Genomic DNA, 26,899 nt, shown 5'->3' with positions numbered 1-26,899 from the left:
AGCTTTCCCGATAAGTTGGAAATCCGCTGGAAGCTTTCTGGATGAGCAGCCTGCTCATCATATTTATGCAGTAATTGAGATCCCCTCTTCACCGTATTAATCGATGCGAAAAGGACAACAAGGGGGCGAATGCGAGGCGCGCGTATGAAACGCAAACCCCGTCGCCACGCTCTTTCTGTGCCCGTGCGCAGCGGTTCGGAAGTGGGGTTCCCGCAGAGCCTGGGGGAGGTTCACGATATGTTGTACGATAAATCCCTTGAGAGGGATAACTGTGGTTTCGGCCTGATCGCCCACATAGAAGGCGAACCTAGCCACAAGGTAGTGCGTACTGCAATACACGCACTGGCCCGTATGCAGCACCGTGGCGCGATTCTCGCCGATGGTAAAACCGGTGACGGTTGCGGCTTGCTGTTACAAAAACCGGATCGCTTTTTTCGCATTGTTGCGCATGAGCGCGGCTGGCGTTTAGCGAAAAACTACGCCGTCGGGATGCTTTTCCTGAATAAAGATCCTGAACTCGCCGCGACCGCACGCCGCATCGTTGAAGAAGAGCTGCAACGCGAAACGTTGTCGATTGTCGGCTGGCGTGATGTCCCCACTAACGAAGGCGTGCTGGGTGAAATCGCCCTCTCCTCTCTGCCACGCATTGAGCAAATTTTTGTGAACGCCCCGGCAGGTTGGCGTCCGCGCGATATGGAGCGCCGTCTGTTTATCGCCCGCCGCCGCATTGAAAAGCGTCTCGAAGCTGACAAAGACTTCTACGTCTGTAGCCTGTCGAATCTGGTGAACATCTATAAAGGTCTGTGTATGCCGGCGGATCTGCCGCGCTTCTACCTGGACCTCGCGGACCTGCGTCTGGAATCGGCCATCTGCCTGTTCCACCAGCGCTTCTCCACTAACACCGTACCGCGCTGGCCGCTGGCGCAGCCGTTCCGCTACCTGGCGCATAACGGTGAAATCAACACCATCACCGGTAACCGCCAATGGGCGCGCGCGCGTACCTATAAATTCCAGACACCGCTGATCCCTGACCTGCACGACGCCGCGCCGTTCGTCAACGAAACCGGTTCTGACTCCAGTTCCATGGATAACATGCTGGAACTGCTGCTGGCGGGCGGGATGGATATCATCCGCGCCATGCGTCTGTTAGTGCCACCCGCCTGGCAGAACAACCCGGATATGGACCCGGAGCTGCGCGCTTTCTTCGACTTTAACTCCATGCATATGGAGCCGTGGGATGGTCCGGCGGGCATTGTGATGTCCGATGGTCGTTTTGCCGCCTGTAACCTCGACCGTAACGGTCTGCGTCCGGCGCGCTACGTCATCACCAAAGATAAGCTCATCACCTGCGCCTCTGAAGTGGGCATCTGGGATTATCAGCCTGACGAAGTGGTCGAAAAAGGCCGCGTAGGGCCGGGTGAACTGATGGTTATCGACACCCGCAGTGGGCGTATTCTGCACTCGGCAGAAACCGATGACGATCTGAAAAGCCGCCACCCTTATAAAGAGTGGATGGAGAAAAACGTCCGCCGCCTGGTGCCGTTTGAAGATCTGCCTGATGAAGAAGTGGGTAGCCGCGAACTGGACGACGACACGCTTGCCAGCTACCAGAAGCAGTTTAATTACAGCGCGGAAGAGCTGGACTCTGTGATCCGCGTGCTGGGCGAAAACGGCCAGGAAGCGGTCGGTTCGATGGGTGATGATACCCCATTCGCCGTGCTCTCCAGCCAGCCGCGCATTATTTACGACTACTTCCGCCAGCAGTTTGCGCAGGTCACTAACCCGCCAATCGACCCGCTACGTGAAGCGCATGTTATGTCGCTCGCCACCAGCATCGGGCGTGAAATGAACGTCTTCTGTGAAGCAGAAGGCCAGGCGCACCGTTTAAGCTTTAAATCGCCGATTCTGCTCTACTCCGATTTCAAACAGCTCACGACGATGAAAGAGGAGCACTACCGCGCAAATACGCTGGATATCACCTTTGACGTCACTAAAACCACGCTCGAAGCGACGGTCAAAGAGCTGTGCGACAAAGCAGAACAGATGGTGCGTAGCGGCACCGTGCTGCTGGTGCTTTCTGACCGGAATATCGCTAAAGATCGCCTGCCGGTTCCGGCTCCGATGGCGGTTGGCGCGATCCAGACCCGTCTGGTCGATCAAAGCCTGCGTTGCGATGCCAATATCATCGTCGAAACCGCCAGCGCCCGCGACCCGCACCACTTCGCCGTGTTGCTGGGCTTCGGCGCGACGGCTATTTATCCGTACCTGGCCTATGAAACGCTGGGCCGCCTGGTAGACACCCACGCGATTGCCAAAGATTATCGTACCGTGATGCTCAACTACCGTAACGGCATCAACAAAGGCTTGTACAAAATCATGTCCAAAATGGGCATCTCCACCATCGCGTCTTACCGCTGCTCGAAACTGTTCGAAGCGGTCGGTCTGCACGATGATGTAGTGGGCCTGTGCTTCCAGGGGGCGGTCAGCCGCATTGGTGGGGCAAGCTTTGAAGACTTCCAGCAGGATCTGCTGAATCTGTCGAAACGTGCCTGGCTGGCGCGTAAGCCCATCAGCCAGGGCGGCTTGCTGAAATACGTGCACGGTGGCGAATACCACGCCTACAACCCGGACGTTGTGCGCACACTGCAACAGGCGGTACAAAGCGGCGAGTACAGCGACTATCAGGAATACGCGAAGCTGGTTAATGAGCGTCCGGCAACCACGCTACGCGATCTGCTGGCAATTACGCCGGGTGAAAACGCAGTCAACATTGCCGATGTTGAACCGGCAAGCGAACTGTTTAAACGCTTCGATACCGCTGCGATGTCTATCGGCGCGTTAAGCCCGGAAGCCCACGAGGCGCTGGCGGAAGCGATGAATAGCATCGGCGGTAACTCGAACTCCGGTGAAGGTGGTGAAGATCCGGCGCGCTACGGCACTAACAAAGTGTCGCGCATCAAGCAGGTGGCTTCTGGTCGCTTCGGTGTTACTCCGGCATACCTGGTCAATGCTGACGTCATTCAGATTAAAGTCGCCCAGGGCGCGAAGCCGGGCGAAGGCGGTCAGTTGCCGGGCGACAAAGTCACTCCTTACATCGCCAAACTGCGCTATTCGGTGCCCGGAGTGACGCTGATCTCCCCGCCGCCGCACCACGATATCTACTCTATCGAGGACTTAGCGCAGCTCATTTTCGACCTCAAGCAGGTTAACCCGAAAGCGATGATCTCCGTGAAGCTGGTTTCTGAACCGGGCGTTGGCACCATCGCGACTGGCGTGGCGAAAGCTTATGCGGACTTGATCACCATCGCAGGCTATGACGGCGGCACCGGCGCAAGTCCGCTTTCATCGGTGAAATACGCAGGCTGCCCGTGGGAACTGGGGCTTGTTGAAACACAACAGGCGCTGGTTGCCAACGGCTTGCGTCATAAGATCCGTTTGCAGGTCGATGGCGGCCTGAAAACAGGTGTCGATATCATCAAAGCGGCGATTCTCGGCGCAGAAAGCTTCGGCTTCGGCACTGGCCCGATGGTGGCGCTCGGCTGTAAATACCTGCGAATCTGCCATCTGAACAACTGCGCCACCGGTGTAGCAACTCAGGATGACAAGCTGCGTAAGAATCACTATCACGGCCTGCCGTTCAAAGTGACCAATTACTTTGAGTTTATCGCCCGTGAAACCCGCGAGCTGATGGCGCAACTGGGCGTAACGCGCCTGGTGGATCTGATTGGCCGTACCGACCTGCTCAAAGAGCTGGACGGTTTCACCGCCAAACAGCAGAAACTGGCGCTGTCGAAGCTGCTGGAGACTGCCGAGCCGCATCCAGGTAAGGCGCTCTACTGTACCGAAAACAACCCGCCGTTTGATAATGGCCTGCTGAACGCGCAGTTGCTGCAACAGGCAAAACCGTTTGTCGATGAGCGTCAGAGCAAAACCTTCTGGTTCGATATTCGCAACACCGACCGTTCTGTCGGCGCGTCGCTTTCAGGCTATATCGCTCAGACGCACGGCGATCAGGGTCTGGCAGCCGATCCGATCAAAGCGTACTTCAACGGCACCGCAGGCCAGAGCTTCGGTGTGTGGAACGCGGGCGGCGTGGAACTGTACCTGACCGGTGATGCCAACGACTATGTCGGTAAAGGCATGGCGGGCGGCTTAATCGCCATTCGTCCTCCGGTTGGTTCCGCCTTCCGCAGCCATGAAGCAAGCATTATCGGCAACACCTGCCTGTATGGCGCGACCGGTGGTCGTCTGTATGCCGCAGGCCGCGCGGGTGAACGTTTCGGCGTGCGGAACTCCGGTGCTATCACCGTGGTAGAAGGCATTGGCGACAACGGCTGTGAATATATGACGGGCGGTATTGTCTGTATTCTGGGTAAAACCGGCGTTAACTTCGGCGCGGGCATGACCGGCGGCTTCGCTTACGTTCTCGATGAAAGCGGCGATTTCCGCAAACGCGTTAACCCGGAACTGGTCGAGGTCTTAAGCGTTGACGATTTGGCGATCCATGAAGAGCATCTGCGTGGTCTTATCACCGAGCATGTGCAGCATACCGGTTCCCAGCGCGGTGAAGAGATTCTGGCGAACTGGTCAACCTTCGCCACGAAATTCGCGCTGGTTAAACCGAAGTCCAGTGATGTAAAAGCACTGCTGGGTCACCGTAGTCGTAGCGCAGCAGAGTTGCGCGTGCAGGCGCAGTAAGGGGTAGCAACAATGAGTCAGAATGTTTATCAATTTATCGACCTGCAGCGCGTTGATCCGCCAAAGAAACCGCTGAAGATCCGCAAAATTGAGTTTGTTGAAATTTACGAGCCGTTTTCCGAAGGCCAGGCCAAAGCGCAGGCTGACCGCTGCCTATCGTGCGGCAACCCATACTGCGAGTGGAAATGCCCGGTACACAACTACATCCCGAACTGGCTGAAGCTCGCCAACGAGGGGCGTATTTTTGAAGCGGCAGAACTGTCGCATCAGACCAATACCCTGCCGGAAGTTTGCGGACGTGTCTGCCCGCAAGACCGTCTGTGCGAAGGTTCCTGCACCCTGAACGATGAGTTTGGTGCGGTGACCATCGGCAACATTGAGCGTTATATCAATGATAAAGCGTTCGAAATGGGCTGGCGTCCGGATATGTCTGGCGTGAAACAGACCGGTAAAAAAGTGGCGATTATCGGTGCAGGCCCGGCGGGTCTGGCGTGTGCGGATGTCCTGACGCGCAACGGCGTAAAAGCGGTCGTCTTCGACCGTCACCCGGAAATTGGCGGCCTGCTAACCTTCGGTATTCCGGCTTTCAAGCTGGAAAAAGAGGTAATGACGCGCCGCCGTGAAATCTTCACCGGCATGGGTATTGAATTCAAACTCAATACCGAAGTGGGCCGCGACGTGCAGCTGGACGATCTGCTGAGTGATTACGATGCGGTGTTCCTTGGCGTCGGGACTTACCAGTCAATGCGCGGCGGACTGGAAAACGAAGACGCCGATGGCGTGTACGCAGCGCTGCCGTTCCTTATCGCCAACACCAAACAGTTAATGGGCTTTGGTGAAACTCGCGAAGAACCGTTCGTCAGCATGGAAGGCAAACGCGTGGTGGTACTTGGCGGTGGCGATACCGCGATGGACTGCGTGCGTACTTCCGTGCGCCAGGGGGCGAAACACGTCACCTGTGCCTATCGTCGTGATGAAGAGAACATGCCGGGTTCCCGCCGCGAAGTGAAAAACGCGCGGGAAGAAGGTGTTGAGTTCAAATTCAACGTCCAGCCACTGGGTATTGAAGTGAACGGCAACGGCAAAGTCAGCGGCGTGAAAATGGTGCGCACCGAAATGGGTGAACCGGACGCCAAAGGCCGTCGCCGCGCAGAGATCGTGGCAGGATCCGAACATATCGTTCCGGCAGATGCGGTGATCATGGCGTTTGGTTTCCGTCCACACAGCATGGAATGGCTGGCAAAACACAGCGTCGAGCTGGATTCGCAAGGCCGAATTATCGCACCGGAAGGCAACGAAAATGCCTTCCAGACCAGCAACCCGAAAATCTTTGCTGGCGGCGATATCGTCCGTGGTTCTGATCTGGTGGTAACCGCTATTGCCGAAGGTCGTAAGGCGGCAGATGGGATCATGAACTGGCTGGAAGTTTAAATTGCAACCTCCCGTGTAGCCCGCTTAAAACGGGTTACACGGGATAAAGTTATCTTTTTCCGAAAAACTACACTTTCCGCTATCCGCCATTGTTTCCTGAATTTACCGCCCGCTATACTCACTACAAATTTGCGATGGACGCGCAATACGCTGTTACGGAAAACAGTCTCCTCCTGCTTTGCTTAACGCCTCCTTGACCCCATCGATTTCCCCACGCCAATAGAGAATTGTAATGGAACTGACCGTTGAATCAGTGCAAGCCCTGGCGCCCGATGACGCCTCGGTTAAAGCGGCTCGTGGCCTGGTTGCCCCCGCAAAATGGCCGACGCTGGGATATAGCGAGACCGCGTTCTGGGGAGAATGTAAAGGCAGCGGCTCCCGCCCTTATCAGGTACGGGTCGACAGGCAGAATCTGGCCTGTAAATGTTCCTGCCCCAGCCGTAAATTCCCCTGTAAACATAGCCTTGCGTTGCTTTTGCTCCAGGTGCAACACACCGCAAGTTTCACCGCTGGCGAGCCGCCGGAATGGGTAAGCGAGTGGCTAACCTCGCGCCAGCAGCGAGCGGTTCGCAAAGAAGAGAAGAAAGAGCAGGCTGAGGCAAAAGCTGCCGACCCGCAGGCTGCCGCCAAACGGGAAGCGGCACGCAACCAAAAAATGACGGCGGGGCTGGATTTCCTCGAACAGTGGATGCACGACCTGATCCGCCACGGTCTGGCGCAGATCTCTGCACAACAGTTGCCTTTTGCCGGGATCGCCGCCCGCATGGTCGACGCTCAACTACCGGGAATTGCCGCTCGCCTGAACAATCTGACCACTCTTTTTACTACCGCCGAGGTATGGCCATCGAGCCTGTGCAAAGAACTGGGGCAGCTACAGCTGATTATTGACGCCTGGCGCCAGCAACAAATGTTATCCCCGGCACAACTTAGCGATCTCCATGCAGCATTGGGAATAACCCCGGATAAACATGACATCGCTGACGGACTAACCTGCCTTGATAACTGGCAGGTCTTAGGCCAAAGCGCGCAAGAAGAGAATAATCTGTGGCGACGCCGGGTCTGGCTGTACGGAGAAAAGAGCCACCGCACCGCGCTACTGCTGGACTATTCACACGGTGGTAAAAACTTTCCCCAGCACTTTATCACCGGGCAAGTCTGCCAGGGCGCGCTTGCCTTTTTCCCTGGCGCATCACCGCTACGGGCGCGGATTGTGGAGCCGTTTACCCGCGGTGAAAGATTCCCGCTTGCAGAATTACCCCTCCCGGACGCGCTGCATGACATGGCGCAGCGGCTTAGCGCGAATCCCTGGCAATGGCCTCTGCCGCTGCGAGTAAGCGAAATATTGATTTACCCACACGAGAGCGGCTGGCGATTCGTCTCGACACAGGGCCAGCACTTACCGACGCACCTGTCGTCGGACGAGGGCTGGCGGTTACTGGCGGCCAGCGGCGGCGCGCCGTTTATGCTAATGGGGGAATGGGATGGTCAGCAGCTGACGCCCTGTAGCGCCTGGCTTGCCGGTAGCGTGATTTGGGCAACCGGAGGCGCACAATGAACGAATGGCAAAATTTAACCCGCACAGCGCTACTCGGCACAGACAAAAAAGCGTTCACACCGTCGGCGTCGCAAAGTGAGATTGGGCTGTTACTGTCTGAACTGGCGAATAACACATCCGCAGAGCAACAGCTACTGCGCTCGGCGGGCGTTCTGGCGCTCTGCCATCTGGCTGGCTGGGTGCCGCAGGCGATTGACCCCGCACCGCTGCCGGAAATCGATAAAGAAAATGCCGAGCCAATAAACAACCCGGCTTTTGCGGGACTGCTGCATCTGTTGCTGGCAGAAGGGCCGCCGCGTTTACTGTGGTCAGCGCTTGATCACCTGGTCCAGCGTCAGCTTCTTTCTCCGCCCCTGCTGTTACCGGCACTACTGAATTACGGCGTACAAAATCCATCAATACGCGGCATTCTGCCCAATGTCCTCGGCGCTCGCGGGCGCTGGCTGGCGCAAATTAACGCCGACTGGCGCTATTTTCTTGCCTCCGTTGACGCTCCGCTGGATGAAGAAATGTGGCTGCACGGCACGTCCGAACAGCGTCTGCAATATCTGACGCAAATGCGCATTCGCGCCCCGGAACAGGGTCGCGATCGGCTGGCGCAGGAGATGAGTTCGCTGGATGCCCGCGAACGCGCACAGCTGCTGGCTGTGCTGGAAGTGGAGATCTCCCAACACGACGAAGCCTTTCTGGAACAGACATTATCCGATCGCAGCAAAGAGGTGCGGCAAACTGCGGCACGGTTACTGTGTTGTCTGCCGGAAAGCGCCTGGATCTCGCGCATGAAGTCTCGGTTAGCGCCGTTGCTCAGTTCATCCCCCGCTCCTGAGACCTTACTTGAAAGGCTAAAAGGCTTATCCGGCAAAGAAAAAATTCTGCACGTCGCCCTTGATGCCCCGGAGGCGTTCTTACCAGAGTGGAAGGCCGATGCGCTGGAAGAAACTAAGCCCAAAGGCGAAAAGTTGGGCCAGCGCGCATGGTGGCTGTATCAGATAGTTGCAGCGGTTCCGCTCGACTGGTGGCAAACGCAACTGCAGGCTACCCCCGTTGAACTGCTGCGCTGGGCCGGGAAAACCGACTGGCAGGAGGCGCTACTGCGCGCCTGGTATCACGCCGTACTGCGCGAAAAAAATCCGCAGTGGGCGCAGGCGTTTCTCGCCATGCTGCCCGTCGGAATGAGCATTCATCATCCTGCAGGCGTGAAGATTAACGCCTTTGAGCTTTTGCAATGTCTGCCTGTAGAAGAACACGAGCCGATGTTACGGTCATTGTTCTCAGTGGTGGGCGGCGAACATTTACATCGCTACATCAGCCTGTTACCGCTGGATGCGTCGCTCTTTAGCCTGCGCCTGAGCCAGCAAATGGTCACGGAGCTACACCGTTGGGTGAAACATGATTCCGCGCGCTTTGACTACGCCCTGCGCCATGTGATGAGTGATTTCGCCTGCCTGCTGGCCCCCGAAGTCCTCAATGATGTCATTGACAAGTGGCCGCACGACGCACAACAAACGCCTTATTGCGAGGCAGCCTTTACTGCCCTGAGCGCCGCGCTGGCGCACCGAATTCAACTTAATTCGCTTTTTGTCGGAGAAACCACTTTATGAATGCTACCGCTACTGCCGCCGTTTTACGCCGACATGCCGAACAACAATTTGCTGAAGAACTGGATGAGCTGCAAAAAAACGATACTCATCCGCGCCCGGAAAACTGGGCCATTTCTCCATGGTCCGTCGCCACCTATCTGTTGGGCGGGCAGCTGGAAAATGGCTTTGAGGTCACGCCGAAATATATCGGCAACCGGCGGATTATCGAAACCGCCGTTGCCACGCTGGCAACCGATCGCGCACTGCTGTTGTATGGCGTACCCGGCACTGCGAAATCCTGGGTATCTGAACATCTGGCGGCTGCCATCAGCGGCGACTCAACGTTAATTATTCAGGGCACCGCAGGCACCGGTGAAGAACAAATGCGTTATGGCTGGAACTACGCGGAGTTGCTCTCTAAAGGTCCGTCACGTTTGGCGCTGGTAGAAAGTCCGTTGATGCGGGCGATGGCGCGCGGGCAGATTGCACGCGTAGAAGAGCTGACGCGTATTCCTGCTGATGTTCAGGACACGCTGATCACGATCCTGTCGGAAAAAACGCTGCCTATCCCCGAACTGAATGAAGAGGTCCAGGCGACGCGCGGCTTTAACGTTATCGCCACCGCCAACAACCGGGATAAAGGCGTTAACGAGCTTTCTTCCGCGCTTAAACGTCGTTTCAACACGGTCATTTTGCCCGTACCCGCCAGCGAAGAAGAAGAGATTAACATTGTCACTCGCCGCGTTGCCGAACTGGGTCAGGCGCTGGCACTTCCTGCCGAACCGCCAGCGCTTAAAGAGATCCAGCGAGTCGTGCAAATCTTCCGCGAACTGCGAAACGGCCTGACGGTTGACGGCAAAACGAAAATTAAGTCGCCAACCAGTACTCTCAGCACCGCGGAGGCGATCTCCGTTATCAACAACGGTATGGCGCTGGCGGGCCATTTTGGCGACGGCGTGCTGCATCCGCGGGATATCGCCGCAAGCCTTATCGGCGCGGTGGTAAAAGATCCCGTGCAGGACGACGTGGTATGGCGTGAATATCTGGAAACTATCGTCAAAGAGCGCAGCGACTGGAACGATCTCTATCGCGCCTGCCGCGAAATTGTGTAATCAGCAAGGCAACCACTATGACTGAACAAACCGTTCATTTGTTTGGCATCCGTCACCATGGCCCTGGCTGCGCGCGCAGCCTGCGAAAGGCGCTGGAGACGCTACAGCCCGACTGCCTGCTGGTGGAAGGGCCGCCCGACGGCGAATCCATCCTGCCTTTCATGCAGCATGAACAGATGCAACCGCCGGTCGCGCTACTGATTTATGCCCCGGACGACTCACATCACGCCGCGTTTTACCCCTTTGCGGCGTTCTCCCCGGAATGGCAGGCGCTGCGCTATGGTTTTGAGCAAAATATCGCCGTGCGCTTTATGGACTTGCCCATCAGTCATCAGTTCGCGCTTGATGACGAAAAAGAGAGCGATGACGATGATGCCGTTGAAGCCAGTCCCGACGGCGATCCGCTGGACTGGCTGGGCCGCGCCGCCGGTTACACCGATGGGGAAAGCTGGTGGAGCCACAGAGTAGAGGAACGCGAAGATGATTTGTCTCTGTTCGAGGCGATTCGCGAGGCGATGATTGCCCTACGCCAGGCAACTCCCGAAGCCCGAAACTCAGCCAGAGATCAACTGCGTGAAGCGTATATGCGCAAGACGCTACGTCAGGCGAAAAAAGAGGGCTTCTCGCGCATCGCGGTAGTCTGCGGTGCGTGGCACGTTTCGGCGCTGGAAAACCTGCCGCCCGCAAAGAATGATAACGAACTGCTGAAAAATTTGCCGAAGTGCAAGGTCGCGGCAGCCTGGACGCCCTGGAGCTACGAGGCGTTAAGCCGCGCCAGCGGTTATGGCGCAGGGGTGGTGTCACCGGAATGGTACGATCATCTGTGGCGTTATCAGGGCGCTTCTCACCGCGATATCGGCTGGCTGTCACGCGCGGCAAGGCTGTTTCGCGAAGCCGATCTCGACTGTTCCAGCGCCCACATTATCGAAGCGGCGCGGCTGGCGCAGACGCTGGCGATTATGCGCCATCACCCGCAGCCGGGGCTTGACGAACTTTGCGAAGCGCTGCAAACCGTAGTGTGTATGGGCGAAAGCGCGCCAATGCAGATGATTCGCCAGAAGTTAATTGTCGGCGACGCGCTGGGAAGCGTACCGGATGATACGCCCGTCGTGCCGCTCCAACGCGACATTACGCAACAGCAAAAAACGCTGCGCCTGAAGGCAGAAGCCAGCGAAAAAGTGCTGGATCTTGATCTGCGCAAACCCGGCGATCTGGCGCGTAGCCATTTACTGCATCGCCTGACCTTACTCGACATTTCCTGGGGCCGTCTGGCTGGACAAGGAAATAACAGCAAAGGGACGTTCCACGAAATCTGGTCGCTGCGCTGGGAACCGGCACTGGCAATGAACATCATTACCGCCAGCCGTTGGGGTAACAGCATTGAGCAGGCCAGCTCCCGCTATGCCATTGTGAGGGCGCAATACGCCAGCACGCTGCCGGAACTGGCAAAGCTTATCCAACAAGTGCTACTGGCCGATTTACAGGCCGCGATTGCCCCCATCGCCAATACACTGGAATCACTGGCTGCCACTCAGGGCAATATCGAACAGTTGCTGGAAGCCCTGGCACCGCTGGTGGCGATTGTCCGCTACGGCAACGTGCGCCAGACCGACTCTGGTATGGTAATGCAGGTACTGATGAGCCTCGCCCCGCGCGCCGCCATCGCCCTACCCGGTGCCTGTTCGGCGCTCAACGACGACAGCGCCGCCAGTATGAGAGAAAAAGTTATCGACGCTCACGCCGCGCTGCGGTTGCTGGATAACGAAGATCTGTTGGCGAGCTGGTTGCAGGCGTTGATGGTGCTGGCAGAGGGCAGTACCGCACACGCGCTGCTTCGCGGAACGGCGACGCGCCTGTTGTTTGATCTGCAAACGTTAACGACAGAACGGATCACCACGCTGATGAACCTGGCGCTATCGCCAGCCAATCCCCCGGCGGAAAGTGCCGCATGGGCGGAAGGTTTCCTCAACGACAGCGCGATGGTGCTACTGCACAATAGCGAATTATGGCAGTTGATCGATGCCTGGCTAAGCGGCCTGAACGACAATCACTTCACCCGGATCCTGCCGATGCTGCGGCGGACATTCGGCCGTTTTTCCAGCCCGGAACGCCGCCAGTTAGGCGAACGCGCCGCGCAGGGCGAGCGTGTCGCGCAGCAAGAAGAGACCAGCGGTATATGGGATGAACAGCGTGCCGCGTTAATGCTGCCGCTACTGCGCCGCATTCTGGCTTTGCCACCACACGAAAGGGAAAATCATGTCGAGTAACGAGATGGAACGGCTGCGCCGCTGGCGTCTGATCCTTGGAGAAGATGCCGACAATGCCTGTAACGTGGCGCTGGATGCCAGAGAATCCGCGATTGATGCCGCGCTGGCGGCGCTCTATCAGCCAGACGGTAAACATGGATTACGCGGCGGCACGGGTGGATCGTCACCCAAAGTCGCTCGCTGGCTGGGTGATATTCGCCAGTATTTCCCCTCTTCTGTGGTTCAGGTGATGCAAAAAGACGCCTTTGAACGTCTTAATTTGCACAGTATGTTGCTGGAGCCAGAGATGCTGGCAAACGTCCAGCCTGATGTTCATCTGGTCTCCACGCTGATGTCGCTGAATGGCGTAATTCCGGCCAAAACCAAAGAAACCGCCAGGATTGTGGTGCGTAAAGTTGTCGAGCAATTGATGAAACAGCTTGAAGAGCCAATGCGTAGCGCGGTAAGCGGCGCTCTTAATCGTGCGGTACGTAATCGTCGCCCGCGCCACGCGGAAATTGACTGGCAGCGCACCATTCGCGCCAACCTGCGCCACTGGCAGGAAGAGTACAAAAGTATTGTTCCTGAAACGTTAATCGGCTACGGGCGCAAGTCTCAACGCACGCAAAAGGAGATCATTTTATGTATCGACCAGAGTGGGTCGATGGCCTCCTCGGTGGTCTATTCCAGTATTTTTGGCGCAGTAATGGCATCGCTCCCGGCGGTAAAAACGCATCTGGTGGTTTTCGACACCGCAGTGGTTGATATGACAGAGAAGCTCGACGATCCGGTAGAGCTGCTGTTTGGCGTGCAGCTGGGCGGCGGCACCGACATCAACCGCGCGGTAGGTTACTGCCAGTCTTTGATTCGCGATCCGCGTAATACCATTCTGGTGCTGATTTCCGACCTCTACGAAGGTGGTGTGGAACGCAATCTGTTGCAACGCGCCAGTGAGTTGATTCAGTCCGGCGTACAGGTGGTTACCCTGCTGGCCTTAAGCGACGAAGGCGCACCGTTTTACGACCGGTCACTGGCAGGAAAACTCGCCGCCATGGGTATTCCCTCCTTTGCCTGTACCCCTGATTTATTCCCCGGCATGATGGCCGCCGCCATTCGTAAGGAAGATGTGAATCTGTGGGCTGCGCAAAATGGCGTAGTGACAGCAAGAGAAACTTCCTGAAAATTCTGGTCGGATGCGCCCGCTCCGGCCTTTTTATTTGCTTCATCTTCAGCACAACGTTACAGCACAATTGCTGGAAAACGCCTCGCATAACGTGAAGAAAACCCATGTAACAAGCCCACCTGGATTGTTACCGGCAGATGCCCGGCGTATAGCTGATCCCATTATTCAACGCAGCGCCATATAAAGGGACAGATAATGGAATCGCTCTCAGAAGGAACCACAGCAGGCTACCAGCAAATCCACGACGGTATTATTCACCTGGTCGATAGCGCCCGCACGGAAACGGTACGTAGCGTTAACGCGTTAATGACCGCGACATACTGGGAAATTGGTCGACGGATTGTCGAATTTGAACAAGGCGGCGAGGCCAGAGCGGCTTATGGTGCACAGCTTATCAAACGGCTCTCAAAGGATTTAAGTCTAAGGTATAAGCGTGGGTTTTCCACCAGAAATTTATGGCAGTTTAAGAATTTTTATATTTGTTTTCAACGAATTGAAATTGTGCAGACACTGTCTGCACAATTCACCCCCACAATTCGCCAGACACTGTCTGGCGAATCTTGCCATTTAGCGCAACTTGCCAAATCCTTCCCCCTGCCATGGTCCACTTACGTCCGTTTGCTTTCTGTTAAAAACGCTGACGCTCGTAGCTTTTATGAGAAAGAGACACTCCGCTGTGGCTGGTCTGCTCGTCAGCTCGAACGGCAAATTGCGACCCAATTTTATGAGCGAACACTACTGTCACATGACAAATCAGCCATGCTGCAACAACACGCCCCTGCCGAGACGCATATTCTTCCGCAACAGGCGATACGCGATCCCTTTGTGCTCGAATTTCTGGAATTGAAAGATGAATACTCAGAATCCGATTTTGAGGAGGCGCTGATCAACCACCTGATGGATTTCATGCTGGAACTTGGGGATGATTTTGCCTTTGTTGGTCGACAGCGAAGGTTACGCATTGATGACAACTGGTTTCGTGTCGATCTGCTGTTTTTCCACCGCCGTTTACGCTGCCTGCTAATCGTCGATCTAAAAGTGGGCAAATTCAGCTATAGCGATGCCGGACAGATGAATATGTATCTCAACTACGCCAAAGAGCACTGGACGCTACCGGATGAAAATCCGCCCATCGGTCTGGTTCTCTGTGCAGAGAAAGGAGCCGGAGAAGCGCATTATGCGCTGGCAGGTTTGCCTAACACCGTTCTGGCAAGTGAATATAAGATGCAGCTACCTGATGAAAAACGACTCGCGGATGAACTCGTTCGAACACAGGCGGTGCTAGAGGAAGGCTATAGACGCCGTTAATTTCAGCGGTTTCGAATTCTGCAGACAGTGTCTGCAGAATCTTTAAAACGAACTAAGTTTTAAGCCATTAACTCAGCCTTAACCTTCACGACCACCTTTTTAATCTCACCCGGCTCGCCAACAACGCATCCCGGCTTATGCGGTTCTCCAGGCATAAACACGGCGAACATTCCCGGTTTCAGGATGATGCTTTGCTCATTCTCAATGGCGCTGCAAAGCTGGTAATCATCTTCATGGTGGAACTCTTCACACTGACGCGCAGTGCCTGCCATGCCAAACAGGATCCGTTCCTCACCGTTTAATAACAGTTGGATATCAATGTATTGCTCGTGCAATTCCGCTTTTTTCTCGACGGGCGATTGAGTGTTAAACGTCATGACATTCATAAAGATATTATCGCCCTGTAATTCGTAACGACCCGGCGCTTTTTCTTGCGGTCTGGCAGCTAATGCCAGCGTTAACGCGTCCTGTAACGCAGGATGTAACCCAGCAGACGGTAATGACTGAACTTCACCCATCATCATAATTTTTCTCCCTGGGCCAACAGCGCAGCCCCAAGTAAACCTGCATCATGGCGGTAGTGCGCCGCCAGTAAATCAACATGAAATGCCGCTGGCTCCTGCGCCAGATACGTTTCCACCAACGCCAGATACCCTTCTGCCAGACCAACGCTGCCACCGACCACTACGCACTGACAATCAGTTGTGGCTTTAATATCAGCGATCAGCCTTGCCAGCACATGTGCGGAGCGGTGAATCAGTTGCTGCGCCTGCTCATCGCCCTGCCCGGCGTGCGTGAAAATAGTTTTCGCATTCGCACCAGCCAACTCCCCTTGCGCTGCCGCCGCAATGCCGCGCCCAGAAGCAATCGCCTCCACGCAACCTGTGCGTCCACAGCCGCAGACTGGACCATGCGGATCGGCAAGCGTATGCCCGATGTGCCCCGCCAGACCTCCAGGGCCGGTAAGCAGTTTGCCGCCGCTCACTACACCGCCGCCGACGCCAGTGGAAACAGTGATAAACACCATCTCGGTTATATCGCCTTCCAGCGCCTGATACTCCGCCCACGCTGCGGCCTGCGCGTCGTTAATGGCAATGGTCGGCAAATCGGTAAGTTGTTCCAAAGTTTTGACTAACGGAAAGTGTAGCAATCCACCGAGATTATGCGGATTCAGCGCCAGCAGGCTGCCGTCGCGAATAATTCCGGTAGAAGCGATGGCAACCTGCTGCGCATGCGCTTGTAACGGAGAGACTAATTCGGCTAAGGCTTCACGCAAGGCTTCTGGTGTCTGGCTAGCAGGCGTAGGAAGTTCACGGCGATCGCGGATCTGCCCATCAGCGCCAATCAGCGCGGCGGCAAGTTTAGTACCGCCGATATCAATCGCCAGTGTAGTCATAGCACCGCCTTTTTCATCGCTGTGTTGTACCACTGACAAATGTGTTCAAGACGTGTGATAGCAGAACCGACCGTCACCGCCCATGCGCCGTGGCGCATCGCATCCGCCGCCTGAGCAGGCGTGTTGTAACGCCCTTCGGCAATCACCCGACATCCGGCGTCGCTTAATGTTTTTACCAGTGCCAGATCCGGCTCTTCTGGCGTTTCAGGCGTGGTATAGCCAGAAAGCGTAGTACCAATAATTTCGGCTCCCAGCTTTTGGCAAGCCAGGCCGTCTTCCGGCGTTGAACAGTCGGTCATCGCCAGTAAACCGTGATGGTGAATACGCGCCAGTAGTGTTTCAACTGGAACCGGGCGCGGTCGGTCAGTGCCGTCAATCGCGATAATATCCGCACCCGCCTGCGCCAGTGCATCAACATCTTCAATATAGGCCGTGATGCGTACCGGAGAATCCTCCAGATCGCGCTTCACAATCCCGATAATCGGCACGCTCACCACCGCACGCGTGGCTTGTAGATTTGCCACACCTTCAATGCGAATGGCAACCGCGCCCGCCTGCTCTGCCGCTAATGCCATAGCAGCGACGATTTCCGGTTTATCGAGCGGGCTGTCCGGAACCGGCTGGCAGGAGACAATCAGGCCACCGTTAGCAGCGATTTTTTGATCCAGTTGTGCAAGTAACGACATACATCTTCCCTTAGCAAAAGGCCCGGTCCAGGACCGGGCAACAGGATTAACTTTTGGTTTTGACTAAATCGTTTTTAGCGCTGCCAAACGGTACGGCACCGCTAAATGGTTTGCCGTCGATAGCGTCATGAGTACGCAACGCTTCCGGGCGCAGCCAACGCTGAACGCGGGAAGGCATATCCAGACCAATCAGCAGGATCACCACAAATGTAAGACTGAACGAAAGCGATCCCAGAGCAGTGCCCAGATCCAGACGTTGAGCGATCAACGCGCCGAGGATTGGGGCCAGTGCACCACCCAATGCGCCAACGTTGTAGGTAAAGCCCAGCCCCGCCGCACGCTGGTCGGTATCGAAATAACCGCCGATCAGTTTCGGTAAAATCCCGGAGATGCCCTGACCAAGCATTTGCTGGAAGAACAGTAACAGACCGAGCACCCAGACGTTTGCGCCACCAATCGCAAATACCGGAATAATCAGCAGCTGTGAGGCCAGCAGACTGCAAACGTACGCTTTGCGGGTTCCCAGCCAGTCACCGAGGAAGCCACCGACGCAGCACCCCACCGCCGCACCAAAGCCACTAAAGAACAGCACATTGGCAACCGTATGCGGGTTATAAGCAAGTTCAGTTTTAAGATACGTTGGCAGCAGCGCCTGAATCGGCCATGAGTAGAGGAAAGCAAACAACACGACCACCATCAGCATTACGCCCGTTGGCCAGCGTTTGCCCGTACTCTGTACCATAAAGCTGATAAAGATTGCGGCGCATAACAGCCCGAGTACAGCGACGATTGCGGCATTTTGCAGGTTACCGGCGAAGCAGAACCACAGCGCAGTGGCCGCCGCCAGTGTCATCACGATATTGGCGATACGATGTTCACCACGGTAGAGAATATCTACCATTGTGCGTACTGGTGCTTTACCTGCGTGTTTCTCTTTCCAGTCTTCCGCTTCCGGGATGTTTTTACGCAGCCAGAGAGCAAAGATGATTGGTAAGATGCCGATAAAAAACAATGCACGCCAGCCCCAGACCGGAACCACCAGGCTGTAGACCTGAGCGGCAACGACGGCACCCACCGAGAAGCCTGAAATCAGAAAACCACTGGCTTTGTTACGCAGATGCTTTGGCCAGCTTTCAATGACATAGGTGGCGCTGGAACCGTATTCACCCGCCATCCCCATGCCGATGACCAGACGAGCGATAAACATGGTGATGTAGCCTGGCGCAAAACCGCAGGCCAGCGTCCCGACCGAGAAGAGAACGATGCTGGTGACCATTGCCAGACGACGTCCGTAGCGGTCACCCATAGCGCCGAGCATCAGGCCGCCGAACCAGCGAGAGATAAAGGCTGCGGAGATCAGACTTGCCGCCTGTACCGTCGTCAGCCCGAATTCACCTTGTACTTCGGTGAGTACCAGGGCGATTAAAACGAAATCAAAACCGTCAAGCAGATATCCCAACCAGGCAGCGGAAAATGCGCGCCATTGTGCGCGGTTGAGATGGCGATACCACGGGATATTCTGGGTTGTAGTACTCATTGTGAGTCTCCCGCGGTGGGCGATGCCCACACGCTTTGGTATAAAAATTGTAGGGTACAGATGCGTTTATTTCCCCTCACCCGGTAGGGGCGAGCGAGGGGAAAAAACTCACCCGCGCTCTTGCATCAACTGCTGGGCTAGCGCCTTCAGTTCTGGCAGATATTTTTCATCGACCGGACCAAACGGTTTGCGGCACAGCGGCACAGAAACGACATCCATATAGTGCAGGACCGTTTTCAGGCCGCGGAATACGCCCGTTTTGATCAGTAAATCAATGACTTTATTACATTCGGTTTGCAGCTTCTGCGCGGTCTGGATATCGCCTTCTTTCAGCGCCTTCACGATACCCTGATAACGCCAGCCCATAATGTTGTAAGTACTGCCGATACCACCATCAGCGCCCGCCAACAAACCAGAAGCAAAGATTTCGTCGTAACCGTTATAGAGCACCAGATCCGGATGTTCACGACGGATCTGCTCCATCTGATAGAGATCGCCAGAGGTCTGTTTCAGCGCGCCGACACCAGGCAACGTAACCAGAGTGTTAATCTGATCCAGGGTCAGTTTAACGCCGCTTAACGCCGGAATGTTGTACACCACCATCGGCAACCCATCCGCCGAATCAATAATTGCCCGATAGTGATCGCAGTGTTCTTCAAAGCTGAAAGGGTAGTAGAACGGCGTGACGGCGGAGACGGCATCGAAGCCATAACGTTTGGCTGAAGATGCAAGCTGTTGGCTTTCAGCAGTGCTGACGCAACCTACATGAGCGATGAGTTTAATCTTGCCTTTCGCCTCTTCGGCGACGATTTCCAGTACCTGTTCACGCTCGGAAAGGCTTTGTACAAAGGCTTCGCCGGTTGAACCACCCACGTATAAACCGTCGATGCCCTGCTGAATATTGAACTGAACCAGGCGACGCAGACTCGCTTTATCCAGTGCTTGTTGTTGATCAAAAGGAGTCAGGAGTGCGGCCATTACGCCACGTAAATTCGTTGCCATAAATACCTCTGAAGTGATGCTTGTCTGATAAACGATATACCTTTATACCTGTTATACCAGATCAATTAAGCAACACCCCATACAGAAAGCTTATAATGCGATCTGCTTCACTAAAGTGGCATTATTTCTTTTTGTGGGTGGTCTGACCGAAGGCGTGCCAGGTAGCAGAGACGCTGTTGAGATGCGATTGCAACGCGCGATCGGCTTCATCGGGATCGTGGCGGCGGATCGCATCAACGATCGCAATATGCTGTTGATAGCTAACGTTGTTATGCTCGTGCAGAGCCTGATCAGCCACGGTTGGACGTGCGGCGATCAGCCAGTCGAGCAGGGCAACGTGGATCGCCATGAAGATTGGGTTACCGGGGATCTCCGCCAGCACGCGGTGGAAATCAACGTCTGAACGAATGAATGCCGCGTTGTTATCCAGCGACTGACTGTTGATTTCCAGTGCTTTTGCCAGCAAATCGATTTGCTCATCGGTGGCGTGTTCAGCCGCATAGCGCACCAGGCTGGATTCAAAGAACAGACGTAATTGTTCGAAATGGGCAATCCCGCCAGGATGAGAAAGGAAATCTTTCGCCATGCCGGAAAGCTCGCCGATGATGGTGTCCGCCGAAGGACGCGAGACGCGGGCGCGTTCTCCATTGTTTATTTGCACCAGACCTTTTCGTTTTAATGCTGCCAGCGCTTCACGCACCGAAGGTCGCCCGACGTTAAAGAACGCCATCAGTTCGCGTTCAGACGGTAATTGTTCACCTTCGCCAAATTCACGGCGGCGGATCATCTGCTCCAGCTCTTCTTCCACCATTTCGGAGAGTTTTTTACGCGCCAGCGGGCGGCTGCGCAAGTTGCGACCAATTGCAGGTGAAGAATCTTCGGTTTGCGAATCAAATGCGTTCATAAGGCCCATTCTGTAAGGTCAGTGTGATTAACATCATCAGTGACATCCTATCACAGGATTGAAAGTAGGGGGAAATGGCGGTTTTTTCTCTTTGTGTCTCATTATTATCATAATTAACGTAATAATTAACTATTGCGAAAATTAGTGTAACGCCGATAAAAACATCCTGAATGAATTATTCATAAGACTATTCACAAGCATTATGAATATTACGAATATGTTCTTACAAAATAATCATAAATGCATATTTTATAATGAAAAATTTCCTCATCCAGAATTAAAAAATACGACACCAACACCATAAATAGCCTTGCAAAAAATATAACATCACTGTTTTCAATCTGCCGTTTATGGGATTGACCGTTTTCTTTTGACACGGAGTTCAACAATGTTCGGCATAATTATATCTGTCATCGTATTAATGACGATGGGCTATTTGATCCTGAAAAACTACAAACCTCAAGTGGTGCTGGCTGCCGCAGGTATCTTCCTGATGATGTGCGGTGTCTGGTTAGGGTTCGGTGGAGTACTCGATCCCGCCAAAAGCAGCGGCTACTTGATCGTCGATATTTATAATGAAATCCTGCGCATGCTGTCCAACCGCATTGCCGGGTTAGGGTTGTCGATTATGGCGGTGGGCGGGTATGCCCGCTACATGGAGCGCATAGGAGCCAGTCGGGCGATGGTGAGCTTGTTAAGCCGCCCGTTAAAACTCATTCGCTCGCCGTATCTTATTCTGTCGGCAACTTACGTCATCGGCCAAATCATGGCGCAGTTTATTACCAGCGCCTCCGGTCTGGGTATGTTGCTGATGGTCACCTTATTTCCGACACTGGTGAGTCTGGGAGTAAGTCGTCTCTCTGCGGTGGCGGTTATCGCAACCACGATGTCCATTGAGTGGGGGATTCTGGAAACGAACTCCATTTTTGCTGCCCAGGTAGCAGGAATGAAAATTGCCACTTACTTCTTCCACTACCAGCTTCCGGTCGCCTCTTGCGTCATTATCTCGGTGGCGATCTCCCACTTTTTCGTGCAACGCGCTTTCGACAAAAAAGATAAAAATATCAATCACGAACAGGCAGAGCAAAAAGCTCTCGATAATGTCCCGCCACTCTATTACGCCATTTTACCGGTGATGCCGTTAATCCTGATGCTCGGCTCGCTGTTCCTCGCCCACGTCGGGCTGATGCAGTCAGAACTGCATCTGGTGGTGGTGATGTTACTGAGTTTGACGGTGACGATGTTTGTTGAGTTCTTCCGCAAGCATAACTTGCGCGAAACAATGGACGATGTGCAGGCGTTTTTTGACGGCATGGGTACGCAGTTTGCCAACGTGGTAACGCTGGTGGTCGCGGGTGAAATATTTGCGAAAGGCTTAACGACGATTGGCACTGTCGATGCGGTTATCAGGGGTGCGGAGCATTCTGGTCTGGGCGGTATTGGCGTGATGATTATTATGGCGCTGGTCATTGCCATTTGTGCCATTGTGATGGGCTCAGGCAATGCGCCGTTTATGTCATTTGCCAGTCTTATTCCGAATATCGCAGCCGGACTACATGTACCAGCGGTTGTAATGATTATGCCGATGCATTTTGCCACGACGCTAGCGCGCGCTGTTTCACCGATTACTGCGGTGGTGGTCGTTACATCAGGAATTGCAGGTGTTTCGCCTTTTGCAGTGGTGAAGCGGACAGCGATCCCCATGGCAGTCGGTTTCGTGGTGAATATGATTGCCACAATCACGCTATTTTATTAAGCGATAAAGAAGACAAAACAGGCCGCCAGGGCCTGTTTTCATTTTACTTCACAACGCGTAATGCCGGTCGACCACCGCGTGGTGGCTGCGGTGGTTCATCGTCAGGATGAGTGTCATCATCGTGATCTGGCTTGTCGCCATCAATAACCGACATAACGGTTTCGTTGTCTGCCGATGCCTCTTCATCATTCATGATGCTGGCATCTTCATCGTAGGCAGCTTCAGGTTCAAACATCGTGCCTGCGCCATTTTCACGGGCGTAGATAGCCAGCACGGCAGCCAGCGGCACAGAAACCTGACGCGGAATGCCACCAAAGCGCGCGTTAAAGCGCACCTCATCATTCGCCAGTTCCAGATTGCCGACAGCACGCGGCGCAATGTTGAGTACGATTTGCCCGTCACGCGCATATTCCATAGGAACCTGCACGCCAGGGAGCGTCACATCCACCACCAGGTGCGGCGTGAGCTGGTTATCCAGCAACCACTCATAGAATGCACGCAGCAGATAGGGACGACGTGGTGTTAGCTGTGACAAATCCATACAGATTAACTCCGGCCCAGACGCATTTCACGTTCTGCTTCAGTTAAAGAAGCAAGGAAAGAGTCACGTTCAAAGACGCGGGTCATATAGCCTTTCAGCTCTTTCGCACCCGGACCGCTGAACTCGATGCCCAGTTGCGGCAGACGCCACAGCAGCGGAGCAAGGTAGCAATCGACCAGGCTGAACTCATCGCTCAGGAAGTACGGCTTCTGACCGAAGACCGGCGCAATCGCCAGCAGTTCTTCGCGCAGTTGCTTACGTGCGGCATCTGCTTCAGAAGCTGAACCGTTGATGATGGTGTTCATCAGCGTGTACCAGTCTTTTTCGATGCGATGCATGTACAGACGGCTTTCACCGCGAGCTACCGGGTAAACAGGCATCAGTGGCGGATGCGGGAAACGCTCATCCAGATATTCCATAATGATGCGAGATTCCCACAGGGTCAGCTCACGATCCACCAGGGTCGGAACGCTCTGATTCGGGTTGAGGTCAATCAGATCCTGAGGCGGATTGTCCTTTTCCACGTGTTCGATCTCGAAACTTACACCTTTCTCAGCCAGCACAATGCGGACCTGATGGCTATAGATGTCAGTAGGACCGGAAAACAGCGTCATTACCGAACGTTTGTTGGCAGCGACAGCCATGAAAACCTCCAGGTATAGTCAGAATTTTTACTGCTACCAGCCACCAGGTGGCCAGTCAGAAGTTGTGTTACCCAGTAAGGAACGACTCTCTTTGTTCGAAAATCAAACAAAAAATGAGCAATACCCGACATTTGGGCAGAAAATTGGATGATAGTTTACCAGATTTTGCGACCTTTGTGGTGAGTCGATGCCGGAAATGGGGAAAAAGAGATGCGCTTTAGTCTGAAATGGTTGACTTAGTCCCTTATCGGCGATGTGGTTTTTGTTTTCTGTCTGTCAGGCGACAGCAAAAATCAACATTCCTTTTTTTACGCTGATTCAGATTTTAGCCATAAAAAAACCCGCCGAAGCGGGTTTTTTTCGCAAATTGTTTTCTGCCGGAGCAGAAGCCAATTAACGTTTGGAGAACTGCGGACGACGACGTGCTTTACGCAGACCGACTTTCTTACGTTCAACCTGACGAGCGTCACGAGTAACGAAGCCAGCTTTACGCAGTTCAGAACGCAGGGACTCGTCGTATTCCATCAGAGCGCGGGTGATACCGTGACGGATCGCACCAGCCTGACCAGAGATACCACCACCTTTAACGGTGATGTACAGGTCCAGTTTCTCAACCATGTCGACCAGTTCCAGCGGCTGACGAACTACCATGCGGGCAGTTTCACGACCGAAGTACTGTTCCAGAGAACGTTGGTTGATTACGATTTTACCGTTGCCCGGTTTGATGAAAACGCGAGCTGCGGAACTTTTGCGGCGACCAGTGCCGTAGTATTGATTTTCAGCCATTGCCTATAATCCCGATTAGATGTCAAGAACTTGCGGTTGCTGTGCCGCGTGGTTGTGCTCGTTACCCGCGTAAACTTTCAGTTTACGGAACATAGCACGACCCAGCGGGCCTTTTGGCAACATGCCTTTAACCGCGATTTCAATCACACGCTCAGGACGGCGAGCAATCATCTCTTCAAAGGTCGCTTGTTTGATACCACCGATGTGGCCGGTGTGGTGATAGTACACTTTGTCAGTACGCTTGTTGCCGGTTACAGCAACTTTGTCAGCGTTCAGAACGATGATGTAATCACCGGTATCTACGTGCGGAGTGTATTCCGCTTTGTGCTTACCGCGCAGGCGACGAGCCAGTTCAGTAGCCAGACGGCCCAGAGTTTTACCGGTCGCGTCAACAACATACCAGTCGCGTTTTACGGTTTCTGGTTTAGCTGTAAAAGTTTTCATTAAAAGCTTACCCAATAAATAGTTACACGTTGGTGAACACCCAAACGTCTTCAATTGTTGAGGTTCACACGACAAAGTCCGGCAAACCTACCCCTTCGAATAGCCTATGCCAGCACACAAAAAGTTTTGGGAAAAAAACTTTCTTGTAACGTGGGGTCGCAGGATTATAGAGAAGTCGGGGTCAAAGATCGACCCCTTTTTGTGATTTGTGGCAGGTTTTAACCCGCTAAATGCTCGCGCTTCAGATACTCTTCGCTTTGCATCTCTTGCAGACGTGACAGGCAACGCTGGAACTCAAACTTCAGCCGATCGCCCTGATAAATTTCATACAGCGGCACTTCTGCACTCACCACTAATTTGACATGGCGCTCGTAAAACTCATCCACCAGCGCAATAAAGCGCCGCGCTTCGCTCTCCATCAACCGCGTCATAACTGGTACATCAAACAACATGACCGTGTGAAAGAGGCGTGAGAGCGCAATATAGTCATGCTGACTACGGGCGTCGACGCACAGCGTAGTAAAAGAGACCGCCAGCGTCTGGTTCTCGACGCCCATTGTCGCCAATGGCCGATGGTTGATTTCTAACGTCGGTGAATTTTCTCGTTTCGCCCCCGCCAGCGCCAACCATAGTTTGTCCATTTGCGTCCGGGTTTCATCGTTGAGTGGCGAAAGCCACAGGTGCGCCTGAGTGAGCGTACGCAGTCGATAATCAACACCGGCGTCCACGTTCATTACATCACAATGCTGTTTAATGGCATCGATTGCAGGCAAAAAACGCGCACGTTGCAGGCCATTTCGATAAAGTTCGTCCGGCGGAATATTTGACGTCGCTACCAGGGTAATACCGCGGGCGAACAGGGCTTTCATCAGGCCGCCAAGTAGCATGGCATCGGTAATATCAGAAACAAAAAATTCGTCAAAACAGAGCACGTCAGTTTCTGCTTTAAAGCGATCGGCAATAATTTCCAGCGGATCGGTCTGCCCCTGCAAAGCAGTTAGCTCTTCATGTACCCGCAGCATAAAACGGTGAAAGTGCAGACGCTGTTTCCGCTCTCCCGGCAGGCTTTGATAGAAAAGGTCCATCAGCCAGGTTTTCCCGCGTCCTACCCCGCCCCACATATATAAGCCACGCACTGGCGTATGCTGTGTGTCTTCGCGTTTACCCCACAGCTTACCGACCCGCGCCATTAGCCCACTCGTCCTGGGGGCTGGAGGCGTGCTATTGATGAGTTCCTGATAAATAATTTCCAGGCGGCTGACGGCCTCTTTTTGAACGTCGTCGGGTTGATGGCTGCCTTCATTGAGCGCCTTCAGGTATTGCGATGTTGGGGTAACGCTTTGCATGATCTTATTGTTATTCCTTGAATAATCGGTGCGCCGTTGTTCACGGTTGACGAAAAAAAGGCCGTTCTACACTACGCGATATGCAGTCGGGATTCCACTTCTGTGGAATTAACGGTTATAGTGGCATAATCAGCCGCAGGCATGGAGCCTGAAGCCAACACCCTACGGAAACAAAAGACAACGGGAGATGTTCATGACCTGGGAATATGCGCTAATTGGGTTAGTCGTCGGCATCATTATTGGTGCTGTGGCCATGCGTTTTGGTAATCGTAAACTACGCCAGCAACAGGCGTTGCAGTACGAACTGGAAAAGAATAAAGCTGAACTGGACGAGTATCGCGAAGAGCTGGTTAGCCACTTTGCCCGCAGCGCGGAATTACTGGATACCATGGCGCACGACTATCGCCAGCTGTATCAACACATGGCGAAAAGCTCCAGCAGCCTGCTGCCGGAACTGTCTGCTGAAGCAAACCCGTTCCGTAATCGTCTGGCAGAGTCTGAAGCCAGCAACGATCAGGCACCGGTGCAAATGCCACGCGACTATTCTGAAGGCGCGTCAGGCCTGCTGCGTACTGGCGCGAAGCGCGACTAATTTATTTTTCGGGCGCAGCCATTGCGCCCTCCTCTTCTTTCCCTCCCCGACTATCATTTAATCTGGTGTCTCATTGTTAGCCGTCTGAAAATTCAATAACATCAAACTGTTTTGAATCTCTTTTCTTATCATTCAGGTACGAGAGCAGGAAT

The 26,899-nt window shown here is 54.3% G+C and carries 21 protein-coding genes; 10 read left to right on the top strand and 11 right to left on the bottom strand.

The genetic code is table 11. The features are described from left to right. Positions 1-237: 237 nt before the first annotated feature. The 8 genes from gltB (at position 238) to FQ015_RS08840 (ending at position 15,113) form a co-directional block, all read left to right on the top strand. The gene (gene gltB / locus FQ015_RS08875; protein WP_160524003.1) at positions 238-4,698 is read left to right on the top strand and encodes a glutamate synthase large subunit; all 4,461 of its coding nucleotides are present in this window, start codon (positions 238-240) and stop codon (positions 4,696-4,698) included. A 12-nt stretch (positions 4,699-4,710) separates the two neighbouring features. Next, positions 4,711-6,129 (top strand): glutamate synthase subunit GltD, encoded by a 1,419-nt coding sequence (gltD, locus tag FQ015_RS08870; RefSeq protein ID WP_000081681.1) that lies wholly within the window; start codon positions 4,711-4,713, stop codon positions 6,127-6,129. Between the two features lie 232 nt (positions 6,130-6,361). Continuing rightward, positions 6,362-7,684 (top strand): SWIM zinc finger family protein, encoded by a 1,323-nt coding sequence (locus tag FQ015_RS08865; RefSeq protein WP_160523969.1) that lies wholly within the window; start codon positions 6,362-6,364, stop codon positions 7,682-7,684. Then, positions 7,681-9,285 (top strand): DUF5691 domain-containing protein, encoded by a 1,605-nt coding sequence (locus FQ015_RS08860; protein WP_160523968.1) that lies wholly within the window; start codon positions 7,681-7,683, stop codon positions 9,283-9,285. The genes FQ015_RS08865 and FQ015_RS08860 overlap by 4 nt, the downstream gene beginning before the upstream one ends. Continuing rightward, positions 9,282-10,376: an ATP-binding protein gene (locus FQ015_RS08855; RefSeq protein WP_000994482.1), complete on the top strand. Its 1,095-nt coding sequence runs from the start codon at positions 9,282-9,284 to the stop codon at positions 10,374-10,376. The genes FQ015_RS08860 and FQ015_RS08855 overlap by 4 nt, the downstream gene beginning before the upstream one ends. Before the next feature lie 17 nt (positions 10,377-10,393). Beyond that, a complete protein-coding gene (locus FQ015_RS08850; RefSeq protein ID WP_160523967.1) occupies positions 10,394-12,643 on the top strand; it encodes a DUF5682 family protein in 2,250 nt (749 codons plus the stop codon). Continuing rightward, positions 12,633-13,802 carry a VWA domain-containing protein gene (locus FQ015_RS08845; RefSeq protein WP_000097505.1) on the top strand — a complete coding sequence of 390 codons (1,170 nt, stop codon included), beginning with the start codon at positions 12,633-12,635 and terminating at the stop codon, positions 13,800-13,802. Before FQ015_RS08850 ends, FQ015_RS08845 begins: the two co-directional genes overlap by 11 nt. Positions 13,803-14,000: 198 nt before the next feature. Continuing rightward, on the top strand, positions 14,001-15,113 hold the full coding sequence (locus tag FQ015_RS08840; protein WP_039021331.1) for a PDDEXK nuclease domain-containing protein: 1,113 nt from the start codon (positions 14,001-14,003) through the stop codon (positions 15,111-15,113). Between the two features lie 59 nt (positions 15,114-15,172). On the opposite strand, the gene nanQ is transcribed toward FQ015_RS08840, so the two are convergent. From nanQ to nanR, 6 genes are all read right to left on the bottom strand, one after another. Then, on the bottom strand, positions 15,173-15,637 hold the full coding sequence (gene nanQ / locus FQ015_RS08835) for an N-acetylneuraminate anomerase (protein WP_039021330.1): 465 nt from the start codon (positions 15,635-15,637) through the stop codon (positions 15,173-15,175). Next, positions 15,634-16,509 carry an N-acetylmannosamine kinase gene (nanK, locus tag FQ015_RS08830; protein WP_039021329.1) on the bottom strand — a complete coding sequence of 292 codons (876 nt, stop codon included), beginning with the start codon at positions 16,507-16,509 and terminating at the stop codon, positions 15,634-15,636. The genes nanQ and nanK overlap by 4 nt, the downstream gene beginning before the upstream one ends. Beyond that, positions 16,506-17,195: an N-acetylmannosamine-6-phosphate 2-epimerase gene (locus FQ015_RS08825; RefSeq protein WP_000054239.1), complete on the bottom strand. Its 690-nt coding sequence runs from the start codon at positions 17,193-17,195 to the stop codon at positions 16,506-16,508. Before FQ015_RS08825 ends, nanK begins: the two co-directional genes overlap by 4 nt. Before the next feature lie 46 nt (positions 17,196-17,241). Further along, on the bottom strand, positions 17,242-18,732 hold the full coding sequence (gene nanT, locus FQ015_RS08820) for a sialic acid transporter NanT (protein ID WP_000108486.1): 1,491 nt from the start codon (positions 18,730-18,732) through the stop codon (positions 17,242-17,244). A 108-nt stretch (positions 18,733-18,840) separates the two neighbouring features. Continuing rightward, positions 18,841-19,734, bottom strand: a complete 894-nt coding sequence (gene nanA / locus FQ015_RS08815) for an N-acetylneuraminate lyase (RefSeq protein ID WP_000224719.1) — start codon at positions 19,732-19,734, stop codon at positions 18,841-18,843. 121 nt (positions 19,735-19,855) lie between these two features. After that, entirely contained in the window at positions 19,856-20,647 is a 792-nt protein-coding gene (gene nanR / locus FQ015_RS08810) for a transcriptional regulator NanR (protein WP_039021328.1), read from the bottom strand. A 379-nt stretch (positions 20,648-21,026) separates the two neighbouring features. Between nanR and dcuC the strand changes: the two genes are divergently transcribed. After that, complete coding sequence (dcuC, locus tag FQ015_RS08805) at positions 21,027-22,394, top strand: anaerobic C4-dicarboxylate transporter DcuC (RefSeq protein ID WP_039021327.1); 1,368 nt, start codon at positions 21,027-21,029, stop codon at positions 22,392-22,394. A gap of 43 nt (positions 22,395-22,437) precedes the next feature. Here dcuC and sspB read toward each other — a convergent pair whose 3' ends face one another. The 5 genes from sspB to zapE all read right to left on the bottom strand — a co-directional run bounded on the left by sspB (position 22,438) and on the right by zapE (position 26,155). Continuing rightward, on the bottom strand, positions 22,438-22,935 hold the full coding sequence (gene sspB, locus FQ015_RS08800; protein WP_000366126.1) for a ClpXP protease specificity-enhancing factor: 498 nt from the start codon (positions 22,933-22,935) through the stop codon (positions 22,438-22,440). 5 nt (positions 22,936-22,940) lie between these two features. After that, entirely contained in the window at positions 22,941-23,579 is a 639-nt protein-coding gene (gene sspA / locus FQ015_RS08795) for a stringent starvation protein SspA (protein WP_000257293.1), read from the bottom strand. A gap of 393 nt (positions 23,580-23,972) precedes the next feature. Beyond that, the gene (gene rpsI, locus FQ015_RS08790; RefSeq protein ID WP_000829818.1) at positions 23,973-24,365 is read right to left on the bottom strand and encodes a 30S ribosomal protein S9; all 393 of its coding nucleotides are present in this window, start codon (positions 24,363-24,365) and stop codon (positions 23,973-23,975) included. A 15-nt stretch (positions 24,366-24,380) separates the two neighbouring features. Next, on the bottom strand, positions 24,381-24,809 hold the full coding sequence (gene rplM / locus FQ015_RS08785; RefSeq protein WP_000847559.1) for a 50S ribosomal protein L13: 429 nt from the start codon (positions 24,807-24,809) through the stop codon (positions 24,381-24,383). Positions 24,810-25,027: 218 nt separating this feature from the next. After that, positions 25,028-26,155 (bottom strand): cell division protein ZapE, encoded by a 1,128-nt coding sequence (gene zapE / locus FQ015_RS08780; RefSeq protein WP_001192355.1) that lies wholly within the window; start codon positions 26,153-26,155, stop codon positions 25,028-25,030. A gap of 193 nt (positions 26,156-26,348) precedes the next feature. Between zapE and zapG the strand changes: the two genes are divergently transcribed. Next, positions 26,349-26,747, top strand: coding sequence for a Z-ring associated protein ZapG (gene zapG / locus FQ015_RS08775; RefSeq protein ID WP_001295270.1), 399 nt, complete (start codon positions 26,349-26,351; stop codon positions 26,745-26,747). The last annotated feature ends 152 nt before the right edge of the window (positions 26,748-26,899 follow it).

Origin of the sequence: Escherichia sp. HH26CH, assembly GCF_009820205.1 — a bacterium.
In the GTDB taxonomy this organism is placed as follows: domain Bacteria; phylum Pseudomonadota; class Gammaproteobacteria; order Enterobacterales; family Enterobacteriaceae; genus Escherichia; species Escherichia coli_F.
This window is presented reverse-complemented; position numbering and strand designations above follow the sequence as displayed.